The organism is Klebsiella sp. CN_Kp075, assembly GCF_040065055.2.
GTDB classification, from domain to species: domain Bacteria; phylum Pseudomonadota; class Gammaproteobacteria; order Enterobacterales; family Enterobacteriaceae; genus Klebsiella; species Klebsiella aerogenes.
Map to the genome: position 1 here is coordinate 4690053 of NZ_CM198050.1, position 25044 is coordinate 4715096.

The 25044-nt window shown below is 45.8% G+C and carries 14 protein-coding genes and 1 pseudogene; 11 read left to right on the forward strand and 4 right to left on the reverse strand.

The window, feature by feature from the left end; translation table 11 throughout:
• Positions 1-21 precede the first annotated feature (21 nt).
• Both ABLV78_RS22355 and ABLV78_RS22360 read right to left on the reverse strand, forming a co-directional pair.
• Complete coding sequence (locus tag ABLV78_RS22355; protein WP_047046125.1) at positions 22-363, reverse strand: putative T6SS immunity periplasmic lipoprotein; 342 nt, start codon at positions 361-363, stop codon at positions 22-24.
• The gene (locus ABLV78_RS22360) at positions 360-920 is read right to left on the reverse strand and encodes a hypothetical protein (protein WP_047046127.1); all 561 of its coding nucleotides are present in this window, start codon (positions 918-920) and stop codon (positions 360-362) included. The genes ABLV78_RS22355 and ABLV78_RS22360 overlap by 4 nt, the downstream gene beginning before the upstream one ends.
• 689 nt (positions 921-1609) lie before the next feature.
• Between ABLV78_RS22360 and ABLV78_RS22365 the strand changes: the two genes are divergently transcribed.
• The 11 genes and pseudogenes from ABLV78_RS22365 (at position 1610) to ABLV78_RS22415 (ending at position 19106) form a co-directional block, all read left to right on the forward strand.
• Positions 1610-2443 (forward strand): TerY-P anti-phage system-associated VWA domain-containing protein, encoded by an 834-nt coding sequence (locus ABLV78_RS22365; RefSeq protein ID WP_047046130.1) that lies wholly within the window; start codon positions 1610-1612, stop codon positions 2441-2443.
• A 6-nt stretch (positions 2444-2449) separates the two neighbouring features.
• Positions 2450-3169, forward strand: a complete 720-nt coding sequence (locus ABLV78_RS22370; protein ID WP_047046132.1) for a hypothetical protein — start codon at positions 2450-2452, stop codon at positions 3167-3169.
• A gap of 13 nt (positions 3170-3182) precedes the next feature.
• Positions 3183-4877, forward strand: coding sequence for a serine/threonine protein kinase (locus tag ABLV78_RS22375; protein WP_047046135.1), 1695 nt, complete (start codon positions 3183-3185; stop codon positions 4875-4877).
• 550 nt (positions 4878-5427) lie between these two features.
• On the forward strand, positions 5428-7164 hold the full coding sequence (locus tag ABLV78_RS22380; protein WP_047046140.1) for a P-loop NTPase family protein: 1737 nt from the start codon (positions 5428-5430) through the stop codon (positions 7162-7164).
• Between the two features lie 168 nt (positions 7165-7332).
• Positions 7333-8237, forward strand: a pseudogene (locus ABLV78_RS22385) (5'-nucleotidase).
• Positions 8238-8490: 253 nt separating this feature from the next.
• Positions 8491-10851 carry a type I restriction-modification system subunit M gene (locus ABLV78_RS22390; RefSeq protein ID WP_047046390.1) on the forward strand — a complete coding sequence of 787 codons (2361 nt, stop codon included), beginning with the start codon at positions 8491-8493 and terminating at the stop codon, positions 10849-10851.
• Positions 10851-12167 carry a restriction endonuclease subunit S gene (locus tag ABLV78_RS22395; protein ID WP_047046143.1) on the forward strand — a complete coding sequence of 439 codons (1317 nt, stop codon included), beginning with the start codon at positions 10851-10853 and terminating at the stop codon, positions 12165-12167. Before ABLV78_RS22390 ends, ABLV78_RS22395 begins: the two co-directional genes overlap by 1 nt.
• Positions 12164-15412 (forward strand): type I restriction endonuclease subunit R, encoded by a 3249-nt coding sequence (locus tag ABLV78_RS22400; RefSeq protein WP_047046146.1) that lies wholly within the window; start codon positions 12164-12166, stop codon positions 15410-15412. The genes ABLV78_RS22395 and ABLV78_RS22400 overlap by 4 nt, the downstream gene beginning before the upstream one ends.
• Before the next feature lie 28 nt (positions 15413-15440).
• A complete protein-coding gene (locus ABLV78_RS22405; RefSeq protein ID WP_047046149.1) occupies positions 15441-17423 on the forward strand; it encodes a DUF8426 domain-containing protein in 1983 nt (660 codons plus the stop codon).
• On the forward strand, positions 17420-18742 hold the full coding sequence (locus ABLV78_RS22410) for an McrC family protein (protein ID WP_047046152.1): 1323 nt from the start codon (positions 17420-17422) through the stop codon (positions 18740-18742). Before ABLV78_RS22405 ends, ABLV78_RS22410 begins: the two co-directional genes overlap by 4 nt.
• Positions 18743-18800: 58 nt before the next feature.
• Positions 18801-19106, forward strand: a complete 306-nt coding sequence (locus ABLV78_RS22415; RefSeq protein ID WP_047046156.1) for a hypothetical protein — start codon at positions 18801-18803, stop codon at positions 19104-19106.
• A gap of 432 nt (positions 19107-19538) precedes the next feature.
• Here ABLV78_RS22415 and ABLV78_RS22420 read toward each other — a convergent pair whose 3' ends face one another.
• Both ABLV78_RS22420 and ABLV78_RS22425 read right to left on the reverse strand, forming a co-directional pair.
• Entirely contained in the window at positions 19539-20582 is a 1044-nt protein-coding gene (locus ABLV78_RS22420; RefSeq protein ID WP_047046159.1) for a Wadjet anti-phage system protein JetD domain-containing protein, read from the reverse strand.
• Between the two features lie 24 nt (positions 20583-20606).
• Positions 20607-25043 (reverse strand): coiled-coil domain-containing protein, encoded by a 4437-nt coding sequence (locus ABLV78_RS22425; protein ID WP_047046162.1) that lies wholly within the window; start codon positions 25041-25043, stop codon positions 20607-20609.
• Between the last annotated feature and the right edge of the window lies 1 nt (position 25044).

The following is a 25044-nucleotide window of genomic DNA, read 5'->3' on the forward strand; positions in this document are numbered from 1 at the left end:
TGTCACGGAGTCACCCCTCCGCTATTTAGTCAACGTCCCAGCACTATCAATAAAGAATTCATGAACATATTTTTTATTATTTAAACCGTAGTTAATGACATAAGTATGATTCTTCTTCCATTCAATATCGATGCAATTGTCAGGATATGATGACATTAACTTGTCATAACCAGAACTCATTACCGTTTGCGTCTTACCGTTTTCGCCTGAATCAATAGTGTAGTAATTCAATACATCCCTTTTATCCAAACTAAAGCAAAGATGCTCTCCATTAATAATGGTATCTCTTGGGTGTGGCGCAGGATTACCACCAGGACAACCGGAAATAAGAAAAGTTAAAGATAAGATAGCGAATCTCTTCATTGTGGAAACCCCTTCATAACTAATTTATATTTTTGAAGCAATGTATAGTCAGATTCTTTATGATCATAATCTCGTAATGCAGGCAGATACAGATAATTTTTAAAACCGTAAGCTTGCAACAACCAGTAATCACTAACTAATGAAGCCTGCTGTTCTAAGCTATAATGTCGTATGTTTTCCTTGTCTAAACTATAACTGTAATCAGCAAATCGGGAGAAAAACCCTCTGGTTCTGACAAACATTCCGTGCTGCGCTTGCCATACATGCATTAACTCATGCATGAATCTATGTTTTTTCTGCACATCAACTTCCATTGAAAAATCATGGGAGTAGGTGTCTTCCCTAAACCACATTTCTCCGTTAGGACTCATAGCAATATCAGTAGGCTGCAGATTGAACGGCAAATAACTTTCCCGATGAATCCACACTGTATTGTACCGGAGACCGTAGCTAAATAGCGTTCTTGCTAACCCAATCTCACCAGTGGTTATAAGCCTCGTTCCACCGGGCTTAATACGTGTCCCGGATGTCGCGTTAATCCTCTCGTTTACAGGCATTCAAAATCCCTCTGAATTGCAGCGGTATTGTTTATTTATCGTACGCCAATGCAATCGACAAGGGAAAGATTTTTATCCGAAATAAATTCTGCTGCAAGGCTATACCGTTGGTAGGAAGGTGATGCGTGTATTCGTTACAATAGCTACTGACATAGAAAAGCGTGTCAGGAACTGCTTCCCTCCCCAATAATTGAAGGCCTATCACATAGCAAGAGGCTTTGACGAAGCACACTCCACGCTGCTGAGTAAAAATAAGAGGCTGATTACCTCCCTGACGCATCAGAGCCTGTAAGCCCATTTTCCTAAGAGTATTCAGGGAAAGGTTGTCCGAAAGAATAGTTTGTGGAGTGACACAGGAGGGCGGTATTTAAGGAATGAGCTTAAGGAAAATATTTTAAATGGACGCATAATAAATATTATCCCCTCTGTTCAAAGGTTCTCCTTAAATCAATTCAATAAATTAGGTGAATAATCCCCAGCAATACATTCAATTAAACTATCTAATAAACAACGCTAAATTATTTAGCGAGTGAAGTCTGAATATTTCATTAATCACTAACCGTTAAGGAAATGTCGTATTATGATTTTAGTCAAAACTCAACGAATAATTTAAATTGTTCTTTGGACATTCCTCGCAATTGTCTAATAAATTGATACGATAAAAGTATCCTCATAAAGGAAAAAGACACATGGCTTACGAAGCTCAAATCAGCCGTAATAACCCTGCAGCATTTCTTTTCATTGTCGATCAGTCTGGTTCAATGTCCGATAAAATGTCTTCAGGTCGTAGTAAAGCGGAATTCGTCTCCGATGCGCTCAATCGAACTTTGATGAATCTCATCACTCGCTGTACTAAATCTGAAGGGGTGCGCGACTATTTTGAGATTGGGGTTTTAGGCTACGGTGCTCAAGGGGTTTCTAATGGTTTCAGCGGCCCATTGGGAGGGCAAGTCCTCAATCCAATTTCGGCCCTGGAACAACATCCAGCCAGAGTGGAAGATCGTAAACGGAAAATGGATGATGGAGCAGGCGGGATCATCGAAACAACAATTAAGTTTCCAGTATGGTTTGATCCTACCGCCAATGGCGGCACACCTATGCGTGAAGCGCTTACCAAAGCCGCCGAGGAATTGGTGACCTGGTGTGACTCTCATCCGGACTGCTATCCTCCTACAATTTTACATGTCACTGACGGTGAATCTAACGACGGAGATCCAGAAGAAATAGCCAATCATCTACGGCAAATTCGCACCAATGACGGTGAAGTTCTGATTCTTAATATCCACGTCAGTTCCCTCGGTAATGATCCAATAAGATTCCCCTCCTCCGATGCCGGTTTGCCAGACGCCTATGCTAAGTTGCTATTTCGCATGTCCAGCCCTCTTCCAGAGCATCTGGTACATTTCGCGCAAGAAAAAGGCCATCCTGTGGATATAGAATCTCGTGGATTTATGTTCAATGCTGAGGCTGCCGAGCTTGTCGATTTCTTCGACATCGGAACCCGGGCTTCTCAGTTACGCTGAGTCATAATGAAACTGGAATTCTCAGGAACCGTTCCCAAAGATCCTCTATGCCCTGAGGCAAACGAGGATAAATATGCCTTCTCCGGAGACGGGAGAAGGCTCGCTCTCTGCGATGGAGCAAGCGAGTCTTTCAATTCAAAGTTATGGGCAGATCTTCTTAGTCGTAAATTCATTACGGACACGGAGGTCAACCCTGATTGGATAACATCTGCTATGGCGGAATATTCTGCCGCACATGACTTCCCATCTATGTCCTGGTCCAAGCAAGCCGCATTCGAAAGAGGCAGTTTTGCGACACTAATAGGCATAAAGGAATTTGAAGAGCATCAGTCGGTAGAAATTCTTGCTGTAGGAGATAGCATTACGTTGCTGGTTGATGGCGAAAAATTGATTCGAGCATGGCCATTCGATAACCCAATCAAATTTAAAGAACGGCCAACATTGTTTGCCACGCTCCCTACTCATAATAATTTCGTTGGCGGAAATTGCTTCTGGACAATTCATGGGAAAAATTTTTACCTCGAAAAACTCATTCAGCCCAAACTTCTCTGCATGACCGATGCACTCGGCGAATGGACACTGACGCAAGCTCAGGCGAAGGGTTCTGGTTTTATTGAATTACTTTCGTTGCAAACAGAAGAGCAGCTTGTGGAATTAGTCTTGAGGGAACGTGCAGCAAAACGTATGCGTATCGACGACTCAACACTGCTAGTACTATCGTTTTAACGCGGAAAGAAAGATGCCTTACCCATCTCTTGAACAATACAACCAAGCATTTCAGCTACACAGTAAGCTGTTAAGCGATCCTGAATTAAAATCTGGCTCAGTCGCTACGACAGGATTGGGTATGCCTCTTGCAATCAGTGGTGGTTTCGCGCTGACCTATACGATCAGTTCGGGTGCTAAGAAATACGCCGTTCGTTGTTTTCATAGGGAATCCAAAGCATTAGAACGTCGCTATGAGGCTATCTCAAGGAAAATTGAGAGTCTTCATTCCCCTTATTTTCTCGACTTCCAGTTTCAACCCCAAGGTATCAAAGTCGAAGGTGTATCGTATCCTATTGTTAAAATGGCATGGGCGAAGGGAGAAACACTAGGAGAGTTTCTTGAGGTCAACAAGCACTCAGTACAAACAATGGCAAAACTATCTGCGTCGATAGAATCACTCGCCGCCTATCTCGAAAAAGAAAAAATTGCGCATGGTGATTTCCAGACCGGAAACCTGATGGTATCTGACGGTGGGGCAACCGTTCAGTTAATTGACTATGATGGAATGTATGTTGATGAGATTAAGACATTAGGCAGCGCAGAACTAGGGCATGTCAATTTTCAACACCCCTTGCGTAAAGCGACAAATCCGTTTAATCATACTCTGGATCGCTTTTCACTGATATTACTGTGGCTGGCCCTTAAAACCTTACAAGTCGCCCCATCCATTTGGGATAAATCAAATTCAGAGCTAGACGCAATAGTTTTTCGGGCTAATGACTTCGTTGATCCTGGTTCATCACCCATCTTAAGAATGTTAGCGGGTGTTCCACAACTCTCCGCCTTTATAAAGAATTTCGCGGCGATCTGCGCTTCAGAGATGGATAAAACGCCTTCACTAGCTGACTTTATTGTAGGCAGAAACATCCCCGTATCCCTGGCGATTATTAGCATGAATGGGGATATTCCAAGAAGCAGACTGAAACCTGGTTATATTAGCGCCTATACCGTCCTGTCAGCCCTGGATTACAGCGCTTGTCTTCAACGAGTTGGAGATAAAGTTGAAGTTATCGGTAGAATTATTGAGGTTAAACTTAATAGGGCTAAAAATGGAAAACCATATATCTTCGTTAATTTCGGTGACTGGCGGGGAAATATCTTTAAGATATCCATATGGAGTGAAGGCATTGATGCTTTACCTACCAAACCCAATCCTTCATGGATCGGGAAATGGATTAGTGTAACCGGCCTTATGGAACCGCCTTACATCAATGAGAAATTCAACTATTCACATCTCTCAATTACGGTAACGACTGTTGGTCAAATCACAGTTCTTTCTGAAAAAGATGCCCACTGGCGTCTCGCAGGGCCGAGCTATATCCAACAAATGCCAAATTCTACAAAAAGCAATCAGGCAGCCCTGGAGCGTATCAAGGGAAAGAGGATCACCGTAACGCCTAAGTCAAAAAGCATCAGTGCTACATCAACGAACCAGGCGGTCCTTGATAAAATAAGAGCATCGGTACAACCTTCAGCAACGGTGAGAGCGCAAACGCAGCCTGTAGCGTCTGCTAAATCCTCGACATATTATGCAGCACGAACCAGACCAACGACTTCACAACAGATATCACAACACCAAAATATTCCAAGTAAGACCGTTACTTCGAATCAGCAAACATCTATGACGGACATAATAATTAAGGCTTTCAAAAAAATATTTGGATGATTGTATTATTCAACCAAGACATTCCATATACGTTACATAACAACACCCATCCTTCTATGGTTAACTGATTATGTGGAAATTACGACATAAGTCATATGCCGTATAGCCTAATATTCAGCACGAAGGAAACCCGTGTAGAATTATGGATTTCGCGAGCATCGACAGATATCAACACCATGGCACCGAATAGGCTGGAACAAAGCCGGGTATCTGTTGAAGAGGTATCAAGAAAACCACGGCTTCAACAGCTTGCCGCCGTACAGGCCGCTCACGTTGAGAAGCGCGACACCGTAATGGACGGTAGAGCAATGATTGCCGCTATTAGCCATGAAACCTGCGTCCGGATTGGCAGGTACGTAAAAATATTCGCGCAGGATTGAACATTCTGGTTAGCCAGACTCCACGTCGGTACAAGCCCCCCATAAAGCGCTGGGACGAATGAGTTAATTAAAAAACGGAAATTATTTTAAATCATGGGACGATGTCAGTTTTATGCTGGCTAAAACGTTGCCAGCCATATATACATTATCATCATGCAAGAGGTGCAATCATGAGTAAATACAATGAAATACAGCGTCAGTTAGATGAAGTAAGTCCAATCCCAAAAGGAATTCCTAAAGTATACCTTTTAGGGGATACTGGAGCAGGAAAAACAACGTTTATTCGAAGAATATTAGGAACTGAAAATACCAAATTCCCGACTACCAGACAAAGCAGAACAACCGTTGCACCTACTGAGTATGTAATATGTAACTCATCCAGCTATGAATTAACAATTTTGTTAAAATCTTTTAATGAAATTAATGGATATGTCAGAGAAATTTTAAAAGAGGCATTTGAAAAGTCATTAAAAGGTGAGGATGTACTCAGAAGTTTACGTCAAACAAATGATCAGCGATTTCGTTTATACTATCTTCTTGATACCCGTGATATTACAAACTTTTCGGCAGAAGTGATTTCACTTACACCACTTCTTTCTGAGAAAATAAATGAGCTAAAAGAAATTTTCAACGACGATATAACAGATCAAGATGAGTATATCAGTTTTGCTATTGATGAACTAAATGATAAAATTGAATGCATTCAAAATAACATTATGGATCTCATTCAGAAGAATGTAATGTCTATTTGTGATGGAAGTAGGTTAAGCAATGAGTCACAAGTATATAAATTTACTTCAACTGAAAAAGAAGACTTCATCAAAAAATGCAAAAAAACATTATCCAGTGATAAAGAATCTATATCTCCTGTTGTCGAGTATGCAAGGTTGAGTGGAGAACTCAAATCTGAATGGGTGAACAATAGTGCAGAAATAGTTATCATTGATGGTGAAGGCATTGGGCATAATACAAAAGAAACGGCGCAATTAGACTCCAGACATTATGATTTCTTTTATGATGTCAATTCAATATTACTTATCGAAGAATCAAAAAAACCTTTTATTGCTGGAGGTAAAAATGCATTGAAAAGTATTTTCCAGCGTGGGTATGGCGAGAAATTAAAGTTGATATTCACTAAACTGGATGAAGTTATACCTTATGATTCAGACGAGCCAACAGATGATGATCGGATCGATTATGTAAAAGATGGTCTCAATAACGTGCTGGACGCATTAAAAAAAGAAGATGTAAAGTGTAACATTGATATTGGTGATATTTATTTCATCGGGGATCTCGATAAAGCCGATCGTAACGAGCGGCTTGAATTGGCTTTCAACTCCATATTTGAAAACACAGTCTCCACGATAAATAATGACGAAGTGTTCATTGAGCCAAGGTATGACTTTGAGTTATTAGCACTGCATATCAATACTACTGCTAATGATTTTAAAACACATTATAAAAGACTATTAGACAGAGAACATTGGAAAACAATAGAAGCATTCAATCGTCGTATGTATTCAAATATAGATGGATTTAGAATGTTTATGCCTATTACTGATTTTGAGGAAACCGTAAGCAAATATATTGGAGGATTTTTAACTTCGCCAGTAGGTTGGAAATATGAAGCAATTGATAATTTGAAGCAAAAAAGCATTAATAAAATCAAGAGAGAATTCAACAAGCTCATTCTTAGTTTCATTCGCAACAAGTTAATTACTGAACCGTATGAAAAATGGAAAGAATCCTATTTTCTAGCTGGTACCGGTTCAACTATTAGCAGGAAACGGGATATAACGACCATTTTTAGCAATGCAGTCATTGATGTCTCTCAAGCTGAGCAATTTAAAGTATTCAAGGATCAAATTAAGGATATTGTTGTCAAATCAATAGAGAAGTGTAAATGAATTTAGTTATATAGAATAGTCCCGGATAATATCCGGGACTGACACTCTGACAGACGCAATTATGAACTTAGTCGTTAGAATACTTATGATTATTTAAGGGAAATAACTATGCCTTTAGATTTAAGTAACACGTTGGTTATTGGCATTAGCGCAACGGCACTTTTTGACATGAGCGAATCTGATCGTATGTTTCGCGAAACCTATGCGACCGATCCCGATAGCGCCATTGAAAAGTATCGTGCCTACATGCTGGAACACGAAAACCAGCCTTTACAGCCCGGGACAGGTTATCCCTTGGTTAAAGCGCTTCTGGGGCTGAATCAGTATCGCCAACCCGATGATAAATCACCGTTGGTTGAGGTTGTTGTCATGTCGCGTAACAGCCCTGATACGGGTATCCGCGTTTTGAATACCATTCGCCATGACAAACTCGACATTACACGTTCAGCTTTTACCGCTGGTGAAACCGTTGCCGATTACCTTGATGCTTTTGATGTTGATCTGTTTTTAACCACTAATGTCGAAGACGCGCAAAAGGTTATTGACTCCCGATATTGCGCCGCCGCTATATTGAAAGAGCCTCCAGCAGATGCCTCTGATATCCCAGAAGAGCAAGTGCGTATTGCTTTTGACGGCGATGCTGTCCTTTTTTCCGATCAAAGCGAGCTAGTTTATAAAACTCAAGGGATGGCCACTTTTCATGCTCGGGAAGACGCGCAGCAGGATATCCCTATGGAGGAGGGACCCTATGCACCCTGCTTAAAAAAATAGCCAAGCTTCAGGAACGACTACCGATCCGCGTTGAGTATTCTCCCGTCCGTATCGCGCTGGTGACGACCAGAAACAGCCCATCAGAAATGCGCGTCATTAAGACATTGAGAAGCTGGGGGGTATATGTCGACGAGGCTTTTTTTCTTGGTGGTGTAGAGAAAACGAAAGTCCTGAAGGCCTTTAAACCGCATATTTTCTTTGATGACCAGGATGTACATTTGGTTGCTGCTGCAAAAGTTATTCCTTCTGGTAAGGTTCCTTATGCTAGTAATTCCGAGCTTTTTAAAAAGGAAGCATTGTAAAAATTGACAACAAATAGCCACCCAGCAGCAAAGATGGCTATTTGTCTATTTTTACTGTCTTCCTACAGTTCTTAGCGTATGACGGCTAAATAACCCGATTAATACTTGCCTTACTGATTGGCTTGTAGTGACCGCTCCTGCCGATTCAGTTGCGATAGTCCCTGTAGCAGGTATTATTTTGCGTACAGCATTCCAAATCTGAACTTTTGCCTGAGCATTTTGCTCCATGGCCGCAATCTCTTCCGAGGGCTTCATGACTAACACTAACTTTTCTCAAACGGCTGCGTTTATCTGGTCGGTGGCCGATCTATTGCGCGGTGATTTCAAACAGTCTCAGTACGGGCGCGTGATCCTGCCTTTTACGCTGCTGCGTCGTCTTGAGTGTGTGTTGGCGGAGACCAAAGATGCGGTGGTGGCGAAATATGATGAATTAAAAACCAGCCCACTGCCGGAAGATGCCAAAGAGAAGTTTCTGCTGCGCGCAAGCACGCTTTCCTTCTTCAACACCTCGAAGATGGATCTGGGCAAAATGGGTCAGAACGACATCAAAGCCAACCTGGAAAGCTACGTACAGGCGTTCTCTCCGGACGCGCGTGAGATCTTCGAACACTTCAAATTCAGTGAGTTTGTCGGCCTGCTGGAAGATGCCAACCTGCTGTTTAAAGTGGTGAAGAAATTCGCCACCACTGATTTGAGCCCGAAAGCGATTTCCAACTATGAAATGGGCCTGGTGTTCGAAGAGCTTATCCGCCGTTTCGCGGAAAGCTCTAACGAGACCGCCGGTGAGCACTTCACCCCGCGCGATATCGTGCGTCTGACCACCTCGCTAGTATTTATGGAAGATGATGAAGCCCTGACGCAGGACGGTATCATCCGCACCATTTACGACCCGACGGCCGGGACCGGCGGATTCCTCTCTTCGGGCATGGAATATGTGCACGAATTGAACCCTAACGCGGTGATGCGAGCCTTTGGTCAGGAACTGAACCCGGAATCCTACGCAATCTGTAAAGCCGACATGCTGATCAAAGGTCAGGACGTCAGCTGCATTAAGCTGGGTAACACCCTCTCTAACGACCAACTGCCGCTGGACCAGTTCGACTACATGCTCTCTAACCCGCCGTTTGGCGTGGACTGGAAGAAGATTGAGGGCGAGATTAACGACGAACATACGCAAAAAGGCTTTAACGGTCGCTTTGGCCCGGGCCTGCCGCGAGTTTCCGACGGTTCGCTGCTGTTCCTGATGCACCTGATCAGCAAAATGCGCGACAGCCACAATGTGGATGGCACCGTGAGCAACGGCGGGCGTATCGGGATTATCCTTAACGGTTCGCCACTGTTTACCGGTGGTGCGGGCAGCGGTGAGAGTGAAATCCGCCGCTACATTCTGGAAGCCGATTTGCTGGAAGGCATCGTCGCGCTGCCAACGGACATGTTCTACAACACCGGCATTGCCACCTACGTCTGGATACTTTCCAATAAGAAAGCGCCTGAGCGTAAAGGCAAAGTACAGCTGATTGATGGCACCAACCTGTACGGCAAAATGCGTAAATCGCTGGGTTCCAAGCGCAACCTGATGGGCGAAGACGATATTAAGCTTATCACCCAGACCTTCGGTAACTTTGAAGTGGTGGATGCTACAACTCTGGAAGAACTGGGTCTGGAAAAAGCCGCAGAGCAAAAATCCAGCCGTGGCCGTCAGCCAGCAACGGCCAAAACCGAAGCGCCGAAAACCTTTGCCAGCAAAATCTTCAACAGCACTGACTTTGGCTATCGCCGCCTGACCATTGAGCGCCCGTTGCGGTTATCCGCTCAGGTGACGGATGAGGCGATTGCGACATTGCGTTTTGCGCCGAAGCCGTTTAACGCTCCGATGGAACGTCTGTATGAAGAGTTCGCATCCCAATGGCAGGAGGACACCTACGGTGATTTCTCCGAACTGGAAGCCGAGGCGCGCGCCATCATCAAAGCTGAGTTTGCCGAGCTGAAAGAGAAGCAGATTAAAGACCTGCTCGACAGCAAACTGTGGGAGGCACAGCGCGCCTTGATGGAAAAAGCGCAGCAGATTCAGACGGCTCTGGGTACACAGGCGGGTGGCAAAACGCGGGTAAGCAATGACTTCAACCAGTTCCAGCTGACCCTGAAAGGGGCCATCAAAACCGCTGGCGTGAAGCTGGATGCGAAAGAGAACAAGCAGTTTATCGATGCCATCACCACCAAAAACCCGGATGCCGAGCCGGTGGTGAAGAAAGCGCTGAAAGAAGCCGCTCAGCCGCTGTACGGGGCGTTTGAATACAAGGGTAAGATTGTTGAGTTTGAGCAGGACGGCGAGCTGCGAGATAACGAAAACGTGCCGCTGAACCCTGCGGTATCCACCAGCGATTTGATTGAAAACTACTTTAGAGCGGAAGTATTGCCGCATGTGAGTGACGCGTGGATCAACGCCGATAAGCGCGATGCGAAAGATAATGAGGTGGGGATTGTTGGTTATGAAATTCCGTTTAACCGTCATTTCTATGTTTATCAGCCGCCGCGCCCGCTATCCGAGATTGATGCCGATCTGGATGCGATCAGCGCCGAGATTATGAAGCTGCTGCAGGAGGTACATTCCTGATGGCTAAGTATAAGGCGTATCCGGAGTATAAGGATTCTGGGGTTGAGTGGTTGGGGGAGATTCCAGCCCATTGGTTAATTAAAAAACTAAAATATTTATGCAAAGTTCAAACCGGTAGTAGAGATACAGTAAACGCTGTTGAAAATGGAAGGTATCCTTTTTTTGTGCGTTCACAGACAATTGAACGTATAAACTCTGTTGGTGCTGAATGCGAGGCAGTTTTAACTGCAGGTGATGGTGTTGGCGTCGGTAAAGTTTACCATTACTATAATGGCAAATTTGATTTTCATCAACGTGTCTATATGTTGAATGAATTTCATTCTATAACAGGTAAGTTTGTTTATTACTATCTGTCATCTAACTTCTATAAAGTGGCATTAGAGGGTAATGCGAAATCCACTGTTGATTCTCTACGCTTACCACAATTTTTGAATTTCGAATTTTCCATCCCTAAACTCGATGAACAAAAAAATTTAATTTTGTTCATCGAGCACGAAACCGCAAAAATCGATAACCTGATCGAGAAGCAACAGATACTGATTGAACTGCTAAAAGAAAAACGTCAGGCAATGATTAGCCATACCGTCACCAAAGGGCTAAACCCAGATGCGCCGATGAAAGATTCCGGTGTTGAGTGGCTGGGGGAAGTGCCAGCTCATTGGGATATTTGTTTATTGAAATTCAAATGCTCCGCAATAACTGATGGTGCTCATATATCTCCTGATACTAATGAAGGTGAGCATTACTTTGTTTCAATTAAGGATATTAAAAAAGGGATTATTGATTTTAATAACTCCTTACTTACCAGTTCGGCGAGTTATAAGTATTTAGTAAAAACTGGCTGCAAACCATTTAGTGGCGACATACTCTTTAGTAAAGATGGGACTATAGGCCAAACAGCGATTGTGCCAGACGACGTTGACTTTGTTGTTGCATCATCGTTAATCATCATTCGGGCTGATAAAGAAAAAGCTTTACCAGCCTTCATGGACTTACTTCTGCAAAGTTCGCTAGTAAAAGAGCAGGTGGAAAGTTTTGTAAAAGGAGCAGCTTTAAGGCGTCTATCTATTCAGAACCTTGAAAAGGTATTCGGAGTATTTCCAACACTGAGTGAACAACTGATGATATCAGACTATATTTACGCTCAGTTGAACAGACTAGATGTCTTAGAAAGTAAAGCGGTAGCCCAAATCCAATTACTGGAGGAACGCCGCACCGCCCTTATCTCCGCTGCCGTCACCGGAAAAATCGACGTCCGCGACTGGGTTGCCCCGGACACGCAAGACATTGAGGAGCCACAGGAGGCTACCGCATGAGCATGGACAGCACCAAAGAGCTGATTTTCCAGGATGAAATGATTGCTCAGATGATCGATCGAGGCTGGATTCGTGGCAAAACGGACGGCTACGATCGCGAACGTGCGCTGTATTCCCAGGATGCACTGACCTTTGTGCAAACCACGCAGCCGCAGGAGTGGGAGAAGTTTGCCAAAATTTACCCGACCGATACCGAGCGGCATTTCCTCGATGCGCTGGTGGCTCAGCTAAAAAAAGCGGATATCAACGCTACTGATATGCTTTCACGCACTTATGGCACGCTGGGCGTGCTGCGTCATGGTATCAAAAGCCATAACGCGCGTTTTTCCCTGTGCCAGTTCAAGCCGGAACATAACCTCAATCCGGAAACCCTGGCCCACTACAAACAGAATATCTGCCGCATTGTGCCGGAGCTGGTTTACAGCCCGCATGCGTCGAACGCCGCATTTGAAGAAACGGGTATAAAAGCGAAGAAGTGGCGTATCGATCTGGTGTTATTCGTCAATGGCCTGCCGATAGCGACCCTCGAACTGAAGTCTGAATTTAAGCAGACGGTGCAAAACGCCATCACGCAGTATAAGAAAACGCGTTTGCCAAAGGACCCTGGCACCAATAAACCCGAACCGCTGCTGACTTTTAAACGCGGCGCGCTGGTGCACTTTGCCGTCAGCCAGTACGAAGTGTTTATGGCGACCAAACTCGAGGGCGATAAAACTTTCTTCCTGCCGTTTAACAAAGGCACCCATGATGGCGGTGCGGGGAATGATATCCCGGAAGATGCCAACGACTACGCCACCAGCTATCTGTGGAACGAGGTGCTGCTGCCGGATAATCTGCTGAAAATTCTCGCGAGCTTCGTGCATCTGCAAATCGTCGAAAAAGAAAATGCCATTGGCCTGAAGTACAAAAGCGAGAGCCTGATTTTCCCGCGCTATCACCAGTGGGATGTGGTGAACAAACTGATCACCGCCGCCACGGTAGAAGGCACCGGCAATAAATACCTGATTCAGCACAGTGCCGGGTCGGGCAAATCGAACTCTATCGCCTGGACGGCCCATCAGCTTTCCCGCCTGTACGATGAAAATGGCGAGAAGCAGTTCCACTCGGTGATTGTGGTGACGGACCGCACCGTGCTTGACGATCAGCTGCAGGACACCATCTACCAGTTTGAACACCAGGATGGCGTGGTCGGGCGGATCAATAACAAAGAAGGCGACGGTTCAAAATCGGAGAAGCTTGCCAGCGCGCTGGAAAACTCGCAGCCGATTATCATCGTCACCATTCAGACCTTCCCGTTCGTCCTGAAGGCGATTGAAAACAGCGTCAGCCTCAAGCAGCGTAAATACGCGGTGATTGCCGATGAAGCGCACTCCTCGCAGAGCGGTTCTACGGCGCGCCAGTTGAAAGAAGTGTTGATGACCGAAGAAGTGGATGACGATGTGGAGATGTCTTCAGAAGATATTCTGGATGCCACCGTCGCCGCGCGTAAAGGCAGCAACAACCTCAACTATTACGCCTTTACCGCTACGCCGAAAGCCAAAACGCTGGAGCTGTTTGGCCGTCGTCCTAACCCGCAGGAACCGGCTTCAAAAACCAATAAGCCGGAAGCATTCCACGTTTACTCCATGCGTCAGGCCATCGAAGAGGGCTTTATTCTTGATGTGCTGAAGAATTACACCAACTACAAGGTGGCGTACAAGCTGCTGCAAAAGCTGGACGATCCTGATCGTGAAGTGGACAGCAAAAAAGCCAAAATCAAACTGAACCAGTGGGTCTCGCTGCACGATCATAACGTGTCGCAGAAGGTGAAGGTGATTGTTGAGCACTTCCGTAAGCATGTGATGCATTTACTGGCCGGCCAGGCCAAAGCGATGGTGGTGACCAGTTCGCGTAAAGCGGCGGTGCGTTACAAACTGGCGTTCGATAAATACATCGCCGAGCACAAGTACGACAAGATCAGCGCAATGGTGGCATTCTCTGGGGAAGTGGAATTCCATGAAGATGACCACAATAGCCTTGCGCTACTTAACCAGAAGTTCACCGAAATCAATATGAACCCAGGGCTGAAAGGCCGGGATATGCGCAAAGCGTTTGATACCGACGACTACCAGGTGATGCTGGTGGCCAACAAATTCCAGACCGGTTTTGACCAGCCCAAGCTGTGTGCCATGTATGTGGATAAAAAGCTGGGTGGTGTGGAGTGCGTACAGACGTTGTCGCGCCTGAACCGTACCTATCCTGGGAAGGCGCAGTCCGGCACATTTGTGCTTGATTTCTACAACGAGCCCGATGAGATTTTGGGTGCTTTCCAGCCATACTACCAGACCGCAGAATTGACGGATGTCAGCGACCCGCAACAGGTCTTTGAACTGTTTGAAAAGCTGCGTACCAGCGGCATTTTCCTGTGGAACGAAGTGGAGCAGTTCTGCGAGGCGTTTTTCAGCAAAAACAAGTCCAACGCGGCGATTAGCAATATCTGCAAACCGGCGGTAGATCGCTGGAAGCTGCGTTACGCCTCGGCAATTGAGGCGTATGTGCTGGCCAAAGAGATGTTTGAACGCACCAAAAAGACCGGTGATATTGTGCTGATCACCAATGCGGAAAATACCTTCAAAGCGTGCGAGAAAGAAAAAAGTAAGCTGGATATCTTCAAGAAAGATCTCGGCAGCTTTGTCCGCTTTTACGAGTTTATGTCGCAAATTGTTGATTACGACGACAAGAACCTGGAAAAGCTGAGCCTGTTTGCCCGTCATCTGCGTCCGTTGCTGCACGAACAGCGCATTGAAGAAGATGAGATTGATTTAAGCAACGTGGAGATGAGCCATTATCGCCTGTCGAAACTTCACGAACAACACCTGAAGCTACAGGAAGATGCAGCGGAATACAAAATCACCCCAGGGAATGATGTTGGAACGGCCAAGCCGAAGGATAAGAAAGAAGAGTTTCTATCTAATATCCTGGCGCGCCTTAATGAGCTGTTTGTCACCGATAATCTCACCGATAAAGACATGATCAACTATGCCTTTGCGGTGCGCGACAAGCTGTCAGAAAACCAGGCTGTGATGACCCAGATTGCTAACAACACGCGTGAACAGGCGATGCTGGGTGATTTCCCGAAAGCCATTGACGATGCCGTGATGGACAGCAACGACGCCCAGCAGGAGATGATGGTGCAATATCTCTCTAACCCTGAGCTAGCGAAAGGCTTTGCCCGCGTGGTGTTTGATATGTTGAAAGGGGCTTAGCGCTTTTTCATCAAGGAGTGGTGTAGGAATGCTGAATTCTTTCGAGATATACCAGGCATTGAATGAATTGGGTTACCGGCTTGAGGCTGGAAACTTCGAGCCAAGCTATGCTTCTGAACATCCGCTCGGGAATGGAAAGTATCTGTATGTCAAACGCGGTCGGGACGGCGTAGTTAACGAGAGCCCATTGGTTCTTGCACCAGAAACCCTTACCTTAAAAGCGGAAATTGATCGCATTGCGGGTATCCACTGCCTTTGGGAAAAAGTAAAAAGCACCAGCTACCGCCGTTACCCGAAAGATAATGGTACGTCCCAATATGGTTTTGCGGCAGATGTTGAATCAATTGAAGCGTTACAGGCGCTGGTAGCTTTGCTGGGAGGCCAACCATCTATAACTCCCCAACCGGGACTAAAAAGAGACAACGAAAACAAGGAGCAATCGTTCATGTATCCCTTAAACCAGATTCTCTTCGGGCCACCCGGCACGGGTAAAACCTACAGTACCACTGAAATGGCGGTCAAAATTGCCGATGATACCTGGTACCAACAGGCTACACGGGAACATCATGGTAATGACTTACGGGAATTGGTAAAAGAACGCTATAGGGCGTTGGTAGAAAAGCAGCGCATTATGTTTACCACCTTCCACCAGAGCTTCTCCTATGAAGACTTTATCGAAGGGATCCGCGCGACTACTGATGAAAAATCGGGCACGCTTCGCTACGAAGTGGTCGATGGTATTTTTAAACAGCTGTGCCTGAATGCTGAAGTTAAAACGCGTGGTAGTTCAACCCAGTCATTGTCCTTGAATGGGAGACGGATTTGGAAAATGTCTCTTGGAAATACGCTTGACGGTGAAGATTATATTTTCGATGAATGCCTTGCGAATAATTATATTCTATTAGGTTGGGGAGATAATCTTGATTTTAGTGACTGCACGACAGCGGCTGATGTCCGATTGCGCATAGATGGAGCGAGTGATAGCCTGGTTGAGCGAAGCGAATACATGCTGACTGCGGTTAATATGTTTAAAAACATCATGAAAAATGGTGATTTAGTTATTATTTCCGACGGTAATCATAAATTTAGGGCCATTGCCGAGATCGCTGGCGATTATCAATATCTGCCCAATGATGAACGCGTAGGCTATCATCAAATGCGTAAGGTCAACTGGCTACGAACCTACTCGCCGAGCTTACCGAAAGAACAGCTGTTTTTAAAAGCACTTTCACAGATGACACTGTATGAGTTGAGGGACACCTCAATTGATCGGGAAAAACTGTCACAACTACTTGCTCCGGTTGAAACAACTGACAATCAAGCATTGCCGCACGTACTCATCATCGATGAAATAAATCGTGGTAATATTGCCCGCATCTTCGGTGAATTAATTACTCTGTTGGAACCCGATAAACGATCGGGTGCCGAAGATGCCCGTACCTTAGTGTTACCGTATTCTAAACAGCTGTTTTCCGTGCCCAGGAATGTCTATGTGATTGGCACTATGAATACGGCTGATAAGTCGTTAGTTCAAATGGATCTGGCGTTAAGACGCCGCTTTAGCTTTACCGAAATGCCTGCACAACCGGAGTTGCTCGCCGGGGTCACTGCGTTTGGCGTTGATGCCGCACTGTTGCTAACGCGTATTAATCAGCGTATCGAAGCGCTGCTAGATAGTGAGCATATGATTGGCCATGCTTACTTTATGCCGCTAATGAGATTAGAAAATTCCGCCGACCGCGAAACCTGTCTTGCCAGCATCTTTCAGAACAAAATCATTCCATTACTGAGAGAGTATTTCTTTGATGATTATGAACGCATTGGATGGGTGCTTAATGATTCGGTGAAAGCGAAAGAATATCGTTTTATCCTGTTGCAACAGTCAGCACAACTGCCATCTTTTTCTGCACTATTCCCGAAAGATATTGCTGATAGTTTGTCTGATAGGCGTTTTCGTATCAATGAACAAGCTTTCGCGTCGGCAGAAGCTTATCAGGGTATTGTCGCATGATGATCCAGGTCCGGGAATATGCCCTGCTTACCTGTGATAAATCTCAACCAGCCAGTATGGATTTGGGGATTGTCTCTGAGGCAACGTTTTCCTGGCTTGAGCAATTACAACAAACGTGGAGTGGAACTTCTCACATTCTCAGCCGAGAAGGGAAGCGGTTTTTGCGTTTGGGAAGCTATGTCGGTTATCTACAATCCCCGAATGGCGAGTCAATTGAAATTCTGCCAAAAACCACATTTGAAGCGCCAACTGAGGTAGTCCCTCTACGTCAGCTTTTGCGCCGAATGCTAAGCGTTTCTTTAAGTATTACGCCCCGTGAGGCGAACCAGGCGGCATTGCAATATAGTGACCAGCCTCTACATGAATGGATAATAAGTGAGTTCTTGCGGCATCTTGCTGATTTAGTGCGTAAAGGACTGCGTTTCGATTATCACCTCATCGAGGACGAACATAGCGCGTTTATCCGTGGTCAACTGAATGTCACTGCGCAAATGAGAATGCCTCCGGGCAGAGGCACTCATTTTCATGTGCGTTATGCCGAGTTCTCCCCTCAGCGCATCGAGAACCGTCTGCTACGGACAGCTTTGGATTGGGCGCTTAAAATGACCAGGCAAGGGCAAAACTGGAGGCAGGCAAATTCTTTAAGCCATCAACTGGATGACATAGCCCCAATTTGTGGCAGCACAACGCAACCAATGAGGCAATGGAGTGACGGCAAATATCTCCTCGGCTATCGCGCTATAAAGCCGTGGTGCCAGCTCATTCTTGAACAGATGAATCCAGATTTTCAACATGGGTCACATCAGGGTATTTCCCTGCTGTTCCCTATGGAGAAGTTATATGAGGGATGGGTTGGCTACGGCCTGGCTGGTGCGTTACATCACGATTATCAGCTCATAAGACAGACCAGGAGCCAGCACTTGTTAGAGCATGTTCCTGTTGGTGAAAAGTCATCTCAACGATGGTTCATGCTTAAGCCAGATTTTATTATAACCGGCGGGCAGACGTTGGTTCTTGATGCTAAATGGAAACTATTAGATAGCAGAGCCGATGACAGTCTGAGGAAGTATGAAATCAGCCAGTCGGATCTGTATCAGATGTTCGCCTATGGACAAAAGTATATTCATGGGAAAGGAAATATGATGCTTATTTATCCACATCACCTGTACTTTGATGTACCGCTACCGGTGTTTCGTTTCGATGAACATTTATCTTTATGGTGTGTGCCCTTTGATCTTGAATCGGGTAGATTAGTGAAAGGTGATTGGCAAGGTTCTTTCCCCTGTTTTCCCTGTGAAAAGGCTGTAACAGTCTCATAGCAGCTAAACAAATAACCATGTGTTTATTGAGCGTTAAAACAGCAAGGGAGCAGCAATCATGATTTATAAAGATTTTTACCATTTGATGTTGGAGTCTTTTTCCCAACCAGTTGAGCTTTTCACCGAGTCAAGGAATGTACCTTTTACTCTCTATGTTGAAGAACAAAAACTATTTGTTCGAAATGGAAAAGATAATACCAGCCGTATTGGCCCCAAAGAAGTCGCAGCATTTGTTGAGCGGTTTGAAGAAAATGAAAGCTTGGCTGCTAAAGACTATCAGGATGTGACATTCAAAGCCTCCTACTTATTGGCTGCAATGAAATATATCACTATAAAAAACTCACTGAATAATGATAATAAATAGTCATCTTTACCGCTGGGTGGTCATTTGTAAAACCCACCCAAACGTTCCCTCCATCACTGACCCATACTTTCTACCTTCCCCAACTCACCGATTTAAATCGCATACCACCGCATCATATTTCTACGCGCAACAGCGTAATAACCATAATAATATGTTATTGATTGACTTGCGGAGTTTCCCCCATCAATACGGCGCAACAAAAAGAATTAACTCGTTGATATTTATGCGATTTAACTATACGAGTTTGTAATATGGTATGAAATCGATATGACGAAGTTCAGTTCACCATATCAATCAGCGCGTTGAAGTGAGTATATGACTCAATAACATAATCCATGGATGCTTTACCGCGGATCTCGAAAAAATCATTAGCGAAGTAGTAGGCAAATACGGGCATACCATTTTCACCAATCAAACACGTTAGGATTCGAACTATATGACTAAACCTAAAGAAGCCACGCCTTCTTGGGGTAGACGCCGATGGATCGCCAGAAGAGTCTTCATTTCTCGTAAAACAAACTGTGGCATCCACCTACACTGCAATTCAAAATCAAACCGTTCGTTGTTGGCGTTCCCTTCTGGCGTCATTAGACCATTTAAGATCAGTTCATTATAAAGCCATTCATCCAAATGCAAGCTGATACCGTAATCACTAAGCAGCTTACACTGCAACTGATGGGCGATTTTTAAGCCCGCTACATCCAGATCGCCAAAATAAAGTAGCTGTTTTACCTGTTCGACCTCAAGGAGTTGTGACACGCACTCCGCCTGGCCGGACACTTTGTTACCTGCGCCGTAAATGACCAGTGACCAGCGAGTCTGAACTCGATTAAGTTGACATAGTCGATAATACACATCGGAGTTTTCAACAATGATAGCCGGAAGATCATGGCAACATGATGACTCATAAGGTAAAGGCGGTGCACATCGAACCGCGCCCATATCAGCCAAAGTCAGAGCGACATGCTTCCAGCCATCAGGTGGCAAGGAGTCCAGCGCTTTTTCGTCACCAAATATAAGCAGAGACCGCTCACGATGCCCAAGCAAGCCCGGGAATAGTGACTTGTCGCCCTCGGTTTGGCGAAAAAGATATGTATTCAGCTGTTGTAAGCGTGCCTTGATTGGCTGGGTCAGTTGTCCTGTAATACGTCGGGCCAACCAAGGATGCCAGGCTATTTCTGATGTTGTCTTCGTAGGAACGATGGCACCTTCGTAAACAAAAGCACTTGGCAGGCTCATACCCCGCCAGTAGCGCTGCCAACTCGCTTTGTGCTTAGGCTGAGCCCGCCAGTCCCTCTCAAGCAATAGAGTAACAGCCTGGCTCAGCAAATCAGGCGCCTCCTGGCTCAAGGCCTCTTGATTGTGTGCGCGTAATACCTCATCCAGCACCGCATTAGCTTTCACTGTACGGGCGGCCTTACCAGCGGCAAGACGATGTTTATTGGCTGTCGACTCCAGTCGGGATAGCCAGATCATTACGCTACTCATCTCATATCAGCCTTAAATGACGGGATCGAACTGTGGCTTAGCAGCCAGAGAAGCTGCCCACAGGGCATGGCGTTCTTTATCAACGGTGACCAAATCGCGCCGCCTCAGTTTTTGAACTTTATTCAGGAAGAGATGGTTATCAAACATTGATTGGGCGTTTTCATCCGAAATACCAGTCAGGTAGATGAGCTGGATTTTATAGGCTTTGGCCATTTGGGTTTGAATTCGCATTAGATCATCGGCATTCGATTTACCCAGAGGGTTATCGGCTAACAAGAATCCTGCACTTGAAATACCCGTATCGTACTCTCGTACTTTACCAACCGTCACAAACAGTAAAAAGGCAGACGTAAGGCGCTGTCCACCCGAACCTTCAAGTCGGGTGACAGGAGTCCATTGTGGACGGCTGGCATTCGTCTTCAGCAAACGCACCTCCAGCTCCCCTTCGCCAAATACCGACTGAACCAAATCAGCTGTCAAGGCGTCCCGATTGGGCGCTCGGGGTATCTGTCCCTTGGCTATCCACTGCTGCAAGCGGCTGCTGGCAAAACCCCTGAGATCAGCGGCAACATCATTCAGCCGGTCGGTCATTTTGATAATGGGCCGGCCAGGCAGTACGGGGCAATCCTCAGGAATTTTGACCGACATCGCGCGCTTGAGAAGTTTAATAGCCCCCTCCAGATGAGCAGTCAGATGGGTGACAGTCAGATCAATCGAACGCTGGAATTGTTCCAGGCTATCCTGCACAGCTTCGAATACCTGCGTGATCCCTGTACCGACCCTGTCCAAATCGCCCAGCACTTCATGATAAGTTGCGATTGAGTCCAACTGCCGTAAGTATTCCTGACTGGCTCGGGCGTTTGGATCCTTGGCCAACTCTTCTTCGATCCGTTTGCGGAATTTTCCCCAGACCGTAGAGACGCGTATATTTTGCTGTTTTAGTGTTTCATTTAGACCGGCATACATTTGGCATTGTGTCGCCAGATCCTGAGCATATTCTGTAATGTTCAGGATCCTGCCAGGTAAACCCGCGGCAGAGCTCGACGTAATGTGCTGGATCATCGCTTGAGCTGTTTTGGCGTTCTGTAGCCGTTCTTTCACATTTTCCATCTTTTGCAACTGCAGCTTCTTTTGCTCCAGTTGAAGTTTTAGCTTGTATTCAATTTCATGGAGGCTGTTGACGATTTCAGCCAGAGACGTTTGGATTGTCTCTATCTCAATGGGCTTCTCTTCCCAGACAAAATCCTCGTCAATTGCTTTACTAGCCTCCTCACAGCTTTGAGAAAATTTTTTCAGAGTTACCTGAGAATTAATTAGATTTTGCGTGAATTGCTTTTGCTGTTCCTTCAGGCGTACGATGCGGTTATTAATGACCGTTAGCTCATTGATGGCCGCCGCTTTTACCTCGTCCGGATATGTATTGTAGGTGGGTTGAGCAGTCAAACGCTCAGAGGCAGAACGTTGTGCCTGTTCAGCATCTTTCAGTTGTTGCTTGAGAGCGGTCACTTGATCACCGTTGGCTGCTTCGAGCAATTTTTTGTGCGCCTGAGCTGCCATCTCATGGGCATCTTCGGGGCTTCGTCCGGCCATACCTTCAGTCGCCGTAATCTCTGAATAGAACGGCTCGTTACACAGATTACTCCAGTTGCCCATTTGGATATTTAAAAGGGTTTTCTCGGAGAGCTTGTTCTTCTCGATTTCGTTCAGCCTTTCCAGTCTCTCTTTCTGGGTGCAAATAGTGTCCTTGCTTCGTTGAATCTGTGCAGCTAACTGCTCCAGTTTCATTATCGCCGTTTCACGCTTCGCCCATTCTGTTTCTACAAAAAGACTCAGTTTATCATGTGCTTTTTCTGCCCGAATTTTCTGCTGTTGGGCGTTGTTTAACCTCAGCTGGGCATCTGTCTTCTCGTCACGCAGTGTTTGCTCATCATGCTCAGCTTGCTTAAGTACTGCATCAGCATTTTCCAGTATTAAGAGAGCCTGCTCCCGTTGGTCAAGCAGTCCCGCCCAATGCTTACCATACTGTTCATAATGTAGACGCCATTCATTCCTGAAAGATTCCAGTACTTTGAATGCGCTCTTCGCCGCCTTCACACTGACTTCCTGCGACGCTACGATATTCTCCAGGTCTTGCAGCCGGGCTTCGTAAGCGGCCTGGCTATATCCGTGCTTATCGTGGTTTGAGAGGACGACCTGTACTAATTCAGACGTTTCTCGGCGGAGATCTTGTGCTTCATCCAGTAGGTAAATAGCAATAGGTGCCTTCTTCCAGGGCAAGATCTCACTAATTTTATGGACCTGTTCAAACGTTACATTGTCGAGTGCGACCAGGCTCAGGTAGCGGCCAGGGTTTTGATCGATCACCGCTGCAATCTTTTGTGCATCATCGTTGTAAACAGAGGCCAAATAGTGTGGAAATGTCCAGAGCTTATCCCGTGCAATACCCGCCGCATAAAACGCTTCAAGTGCCTCATTGACCTGCTTTGCGACCAGTTCATGTCCCGTCATCCTTAACTCGTCCAGTTCGTGCCGGGCTTGCAGTAAACGCTCTTTCATTCCATTCAGCGTGTGAGAGTTCGCATTCAATACCTTGTCGAGCTGCAATCCACACAGCTCGCTGTGCCAACTCGTGTCTTCAATATCTAGATCATGTTGCATTGACGTTGGCAGTTTTTGATAGGTTTTTGCTAAAACTAAAGCACTATCCACAGCTGACTGGTGTTTTTGTTCAGCCAGAATGAGTTTTTGCTGGGCCTCACTTTTCTCAATTGATGCCTCCCGCACAACATTCAGCTGTGCTTCCAACGCCTGCTCTTTCTGATGAAGAATTGTATTAGCCAGCTCTTCACTCTGCTGTGCATCGCGTAAGGTTAATTCCAGTCGGTATTGGGCTGCTACTGGTGTTTCATCCTTCTGGATCAACCCAGCTTCACATAGTTGGCCCCGTTGCGATTCGCCCTGCTGTTTGTCTCTTTTATATCTCTCACGATCCGCCTCCAGGCCACCCAGCATCTTTTGTAGTTCGTCGTATGATTGTTTAAGGGTATTACTTTCCCTATCCATCTGCCCTAATTCTTCCTCAAGCGTAGCCTCCTGCTGGCGATGTCTGTCGATTGCCCACTCTAATGTGCCTAAGGCTTCGCCTGCAGTACGCTCGAAAATAACCTGTAGCGGCCTTTCCGTTTCACTTCGGAATACCTTCAGATCTTCATCTGCCTGACGATACTCATTCAGGGCCTTAGCATAGGCTTTGTAGTCTATAGCAGCGTGAGTAATCTCAATCTGGCGCTGATTGATATCGGCTTCGTCTTGAAGCGCATCGACTATCGCTTTTTGTTTGTCGAACTGATGCTGCGCAAGATCATATTCAAGCAGTGCTCTGCGCTTACCTAACTGCTCACGCAGAGACATCGTCTGGAAAATATGCGTTTGCAAACTCTCCATGTTATCTTCAAGCTGCGTCTGTTCAACCTGAACATCCCCGACAAAGGCTGCGAGATCGCGCATTGCTTCCCGGAAGCCATCATCCAGCAGTTGCTGCTGCGCCTGGATGCTTTCCAGCTGTTTAGCCGGATCAAGAAACGCCAGCCAGTTAGCCAGTACATCCTTCAGGAAGGACTCGTTACGACGGATCCCCTCTAACTCTCCCTGACGTTCAACTTCATGCGCTACCAGTTCCCGCAGCCGCTCAGCCGCATCTTTAGACATGGTGCAGGCGAAAAACGCGCCAAGGAAATCATGTTCAGTTTTGTATTCGATAAAACGGGTCAGGCCACCTTCTTCGGAGTTGAAGGTCACCATTGTTTTAATAAGATCAACGTTAATTTGTTGTTCCAGTAAAAATGCGCGCCACTCGTTCTGTCTGGTGGTTTTACGCCAATGCATGCCGCCTTCACTATCGGCCTTGAGATTAAGCCAGCTATCAAAACTGCGCAGGCTATTGGCATAGGGGCGCAGCTCAGAATTGCGTTCCGCGCGGGAATAAGAAGGGACTTCATCAAACGGCGCGCCCATCAGGGAGTCGGGCGCATCACAAATAAACAGTGTGCGGTCAACATCATCTCCATTACGCTGATGAGCATGTCCCAGTAATAACGTTTGTCCTGATTCATTGACCATCTCAACCAAAACAACAGAGAGTTCTTTATAGAAGTAATTGCGGTAGTGGTATTCACTCTGGCGATGATTTGCCAGATATTGGGTGAAGTCACTAACGGACGGCTCAAAAATCGATAACAGCAGCGCGATGTAGGTTGACTTACCGCCCCCATTTACAAGCTGCTGATAAGTACTAGTCACCACCTTCGCATTTCTGACGGGCGAGCGCAGGCCTTCAACAACAGGGCTACCGACCGCTTGAGACAGGCCAATATAGTCAAGTGTGAGGTCCTTGTAGAAAGCTTCTTCATGGCCAGCGCCATCCATATAAACCCGTTTAATCAGCCACATG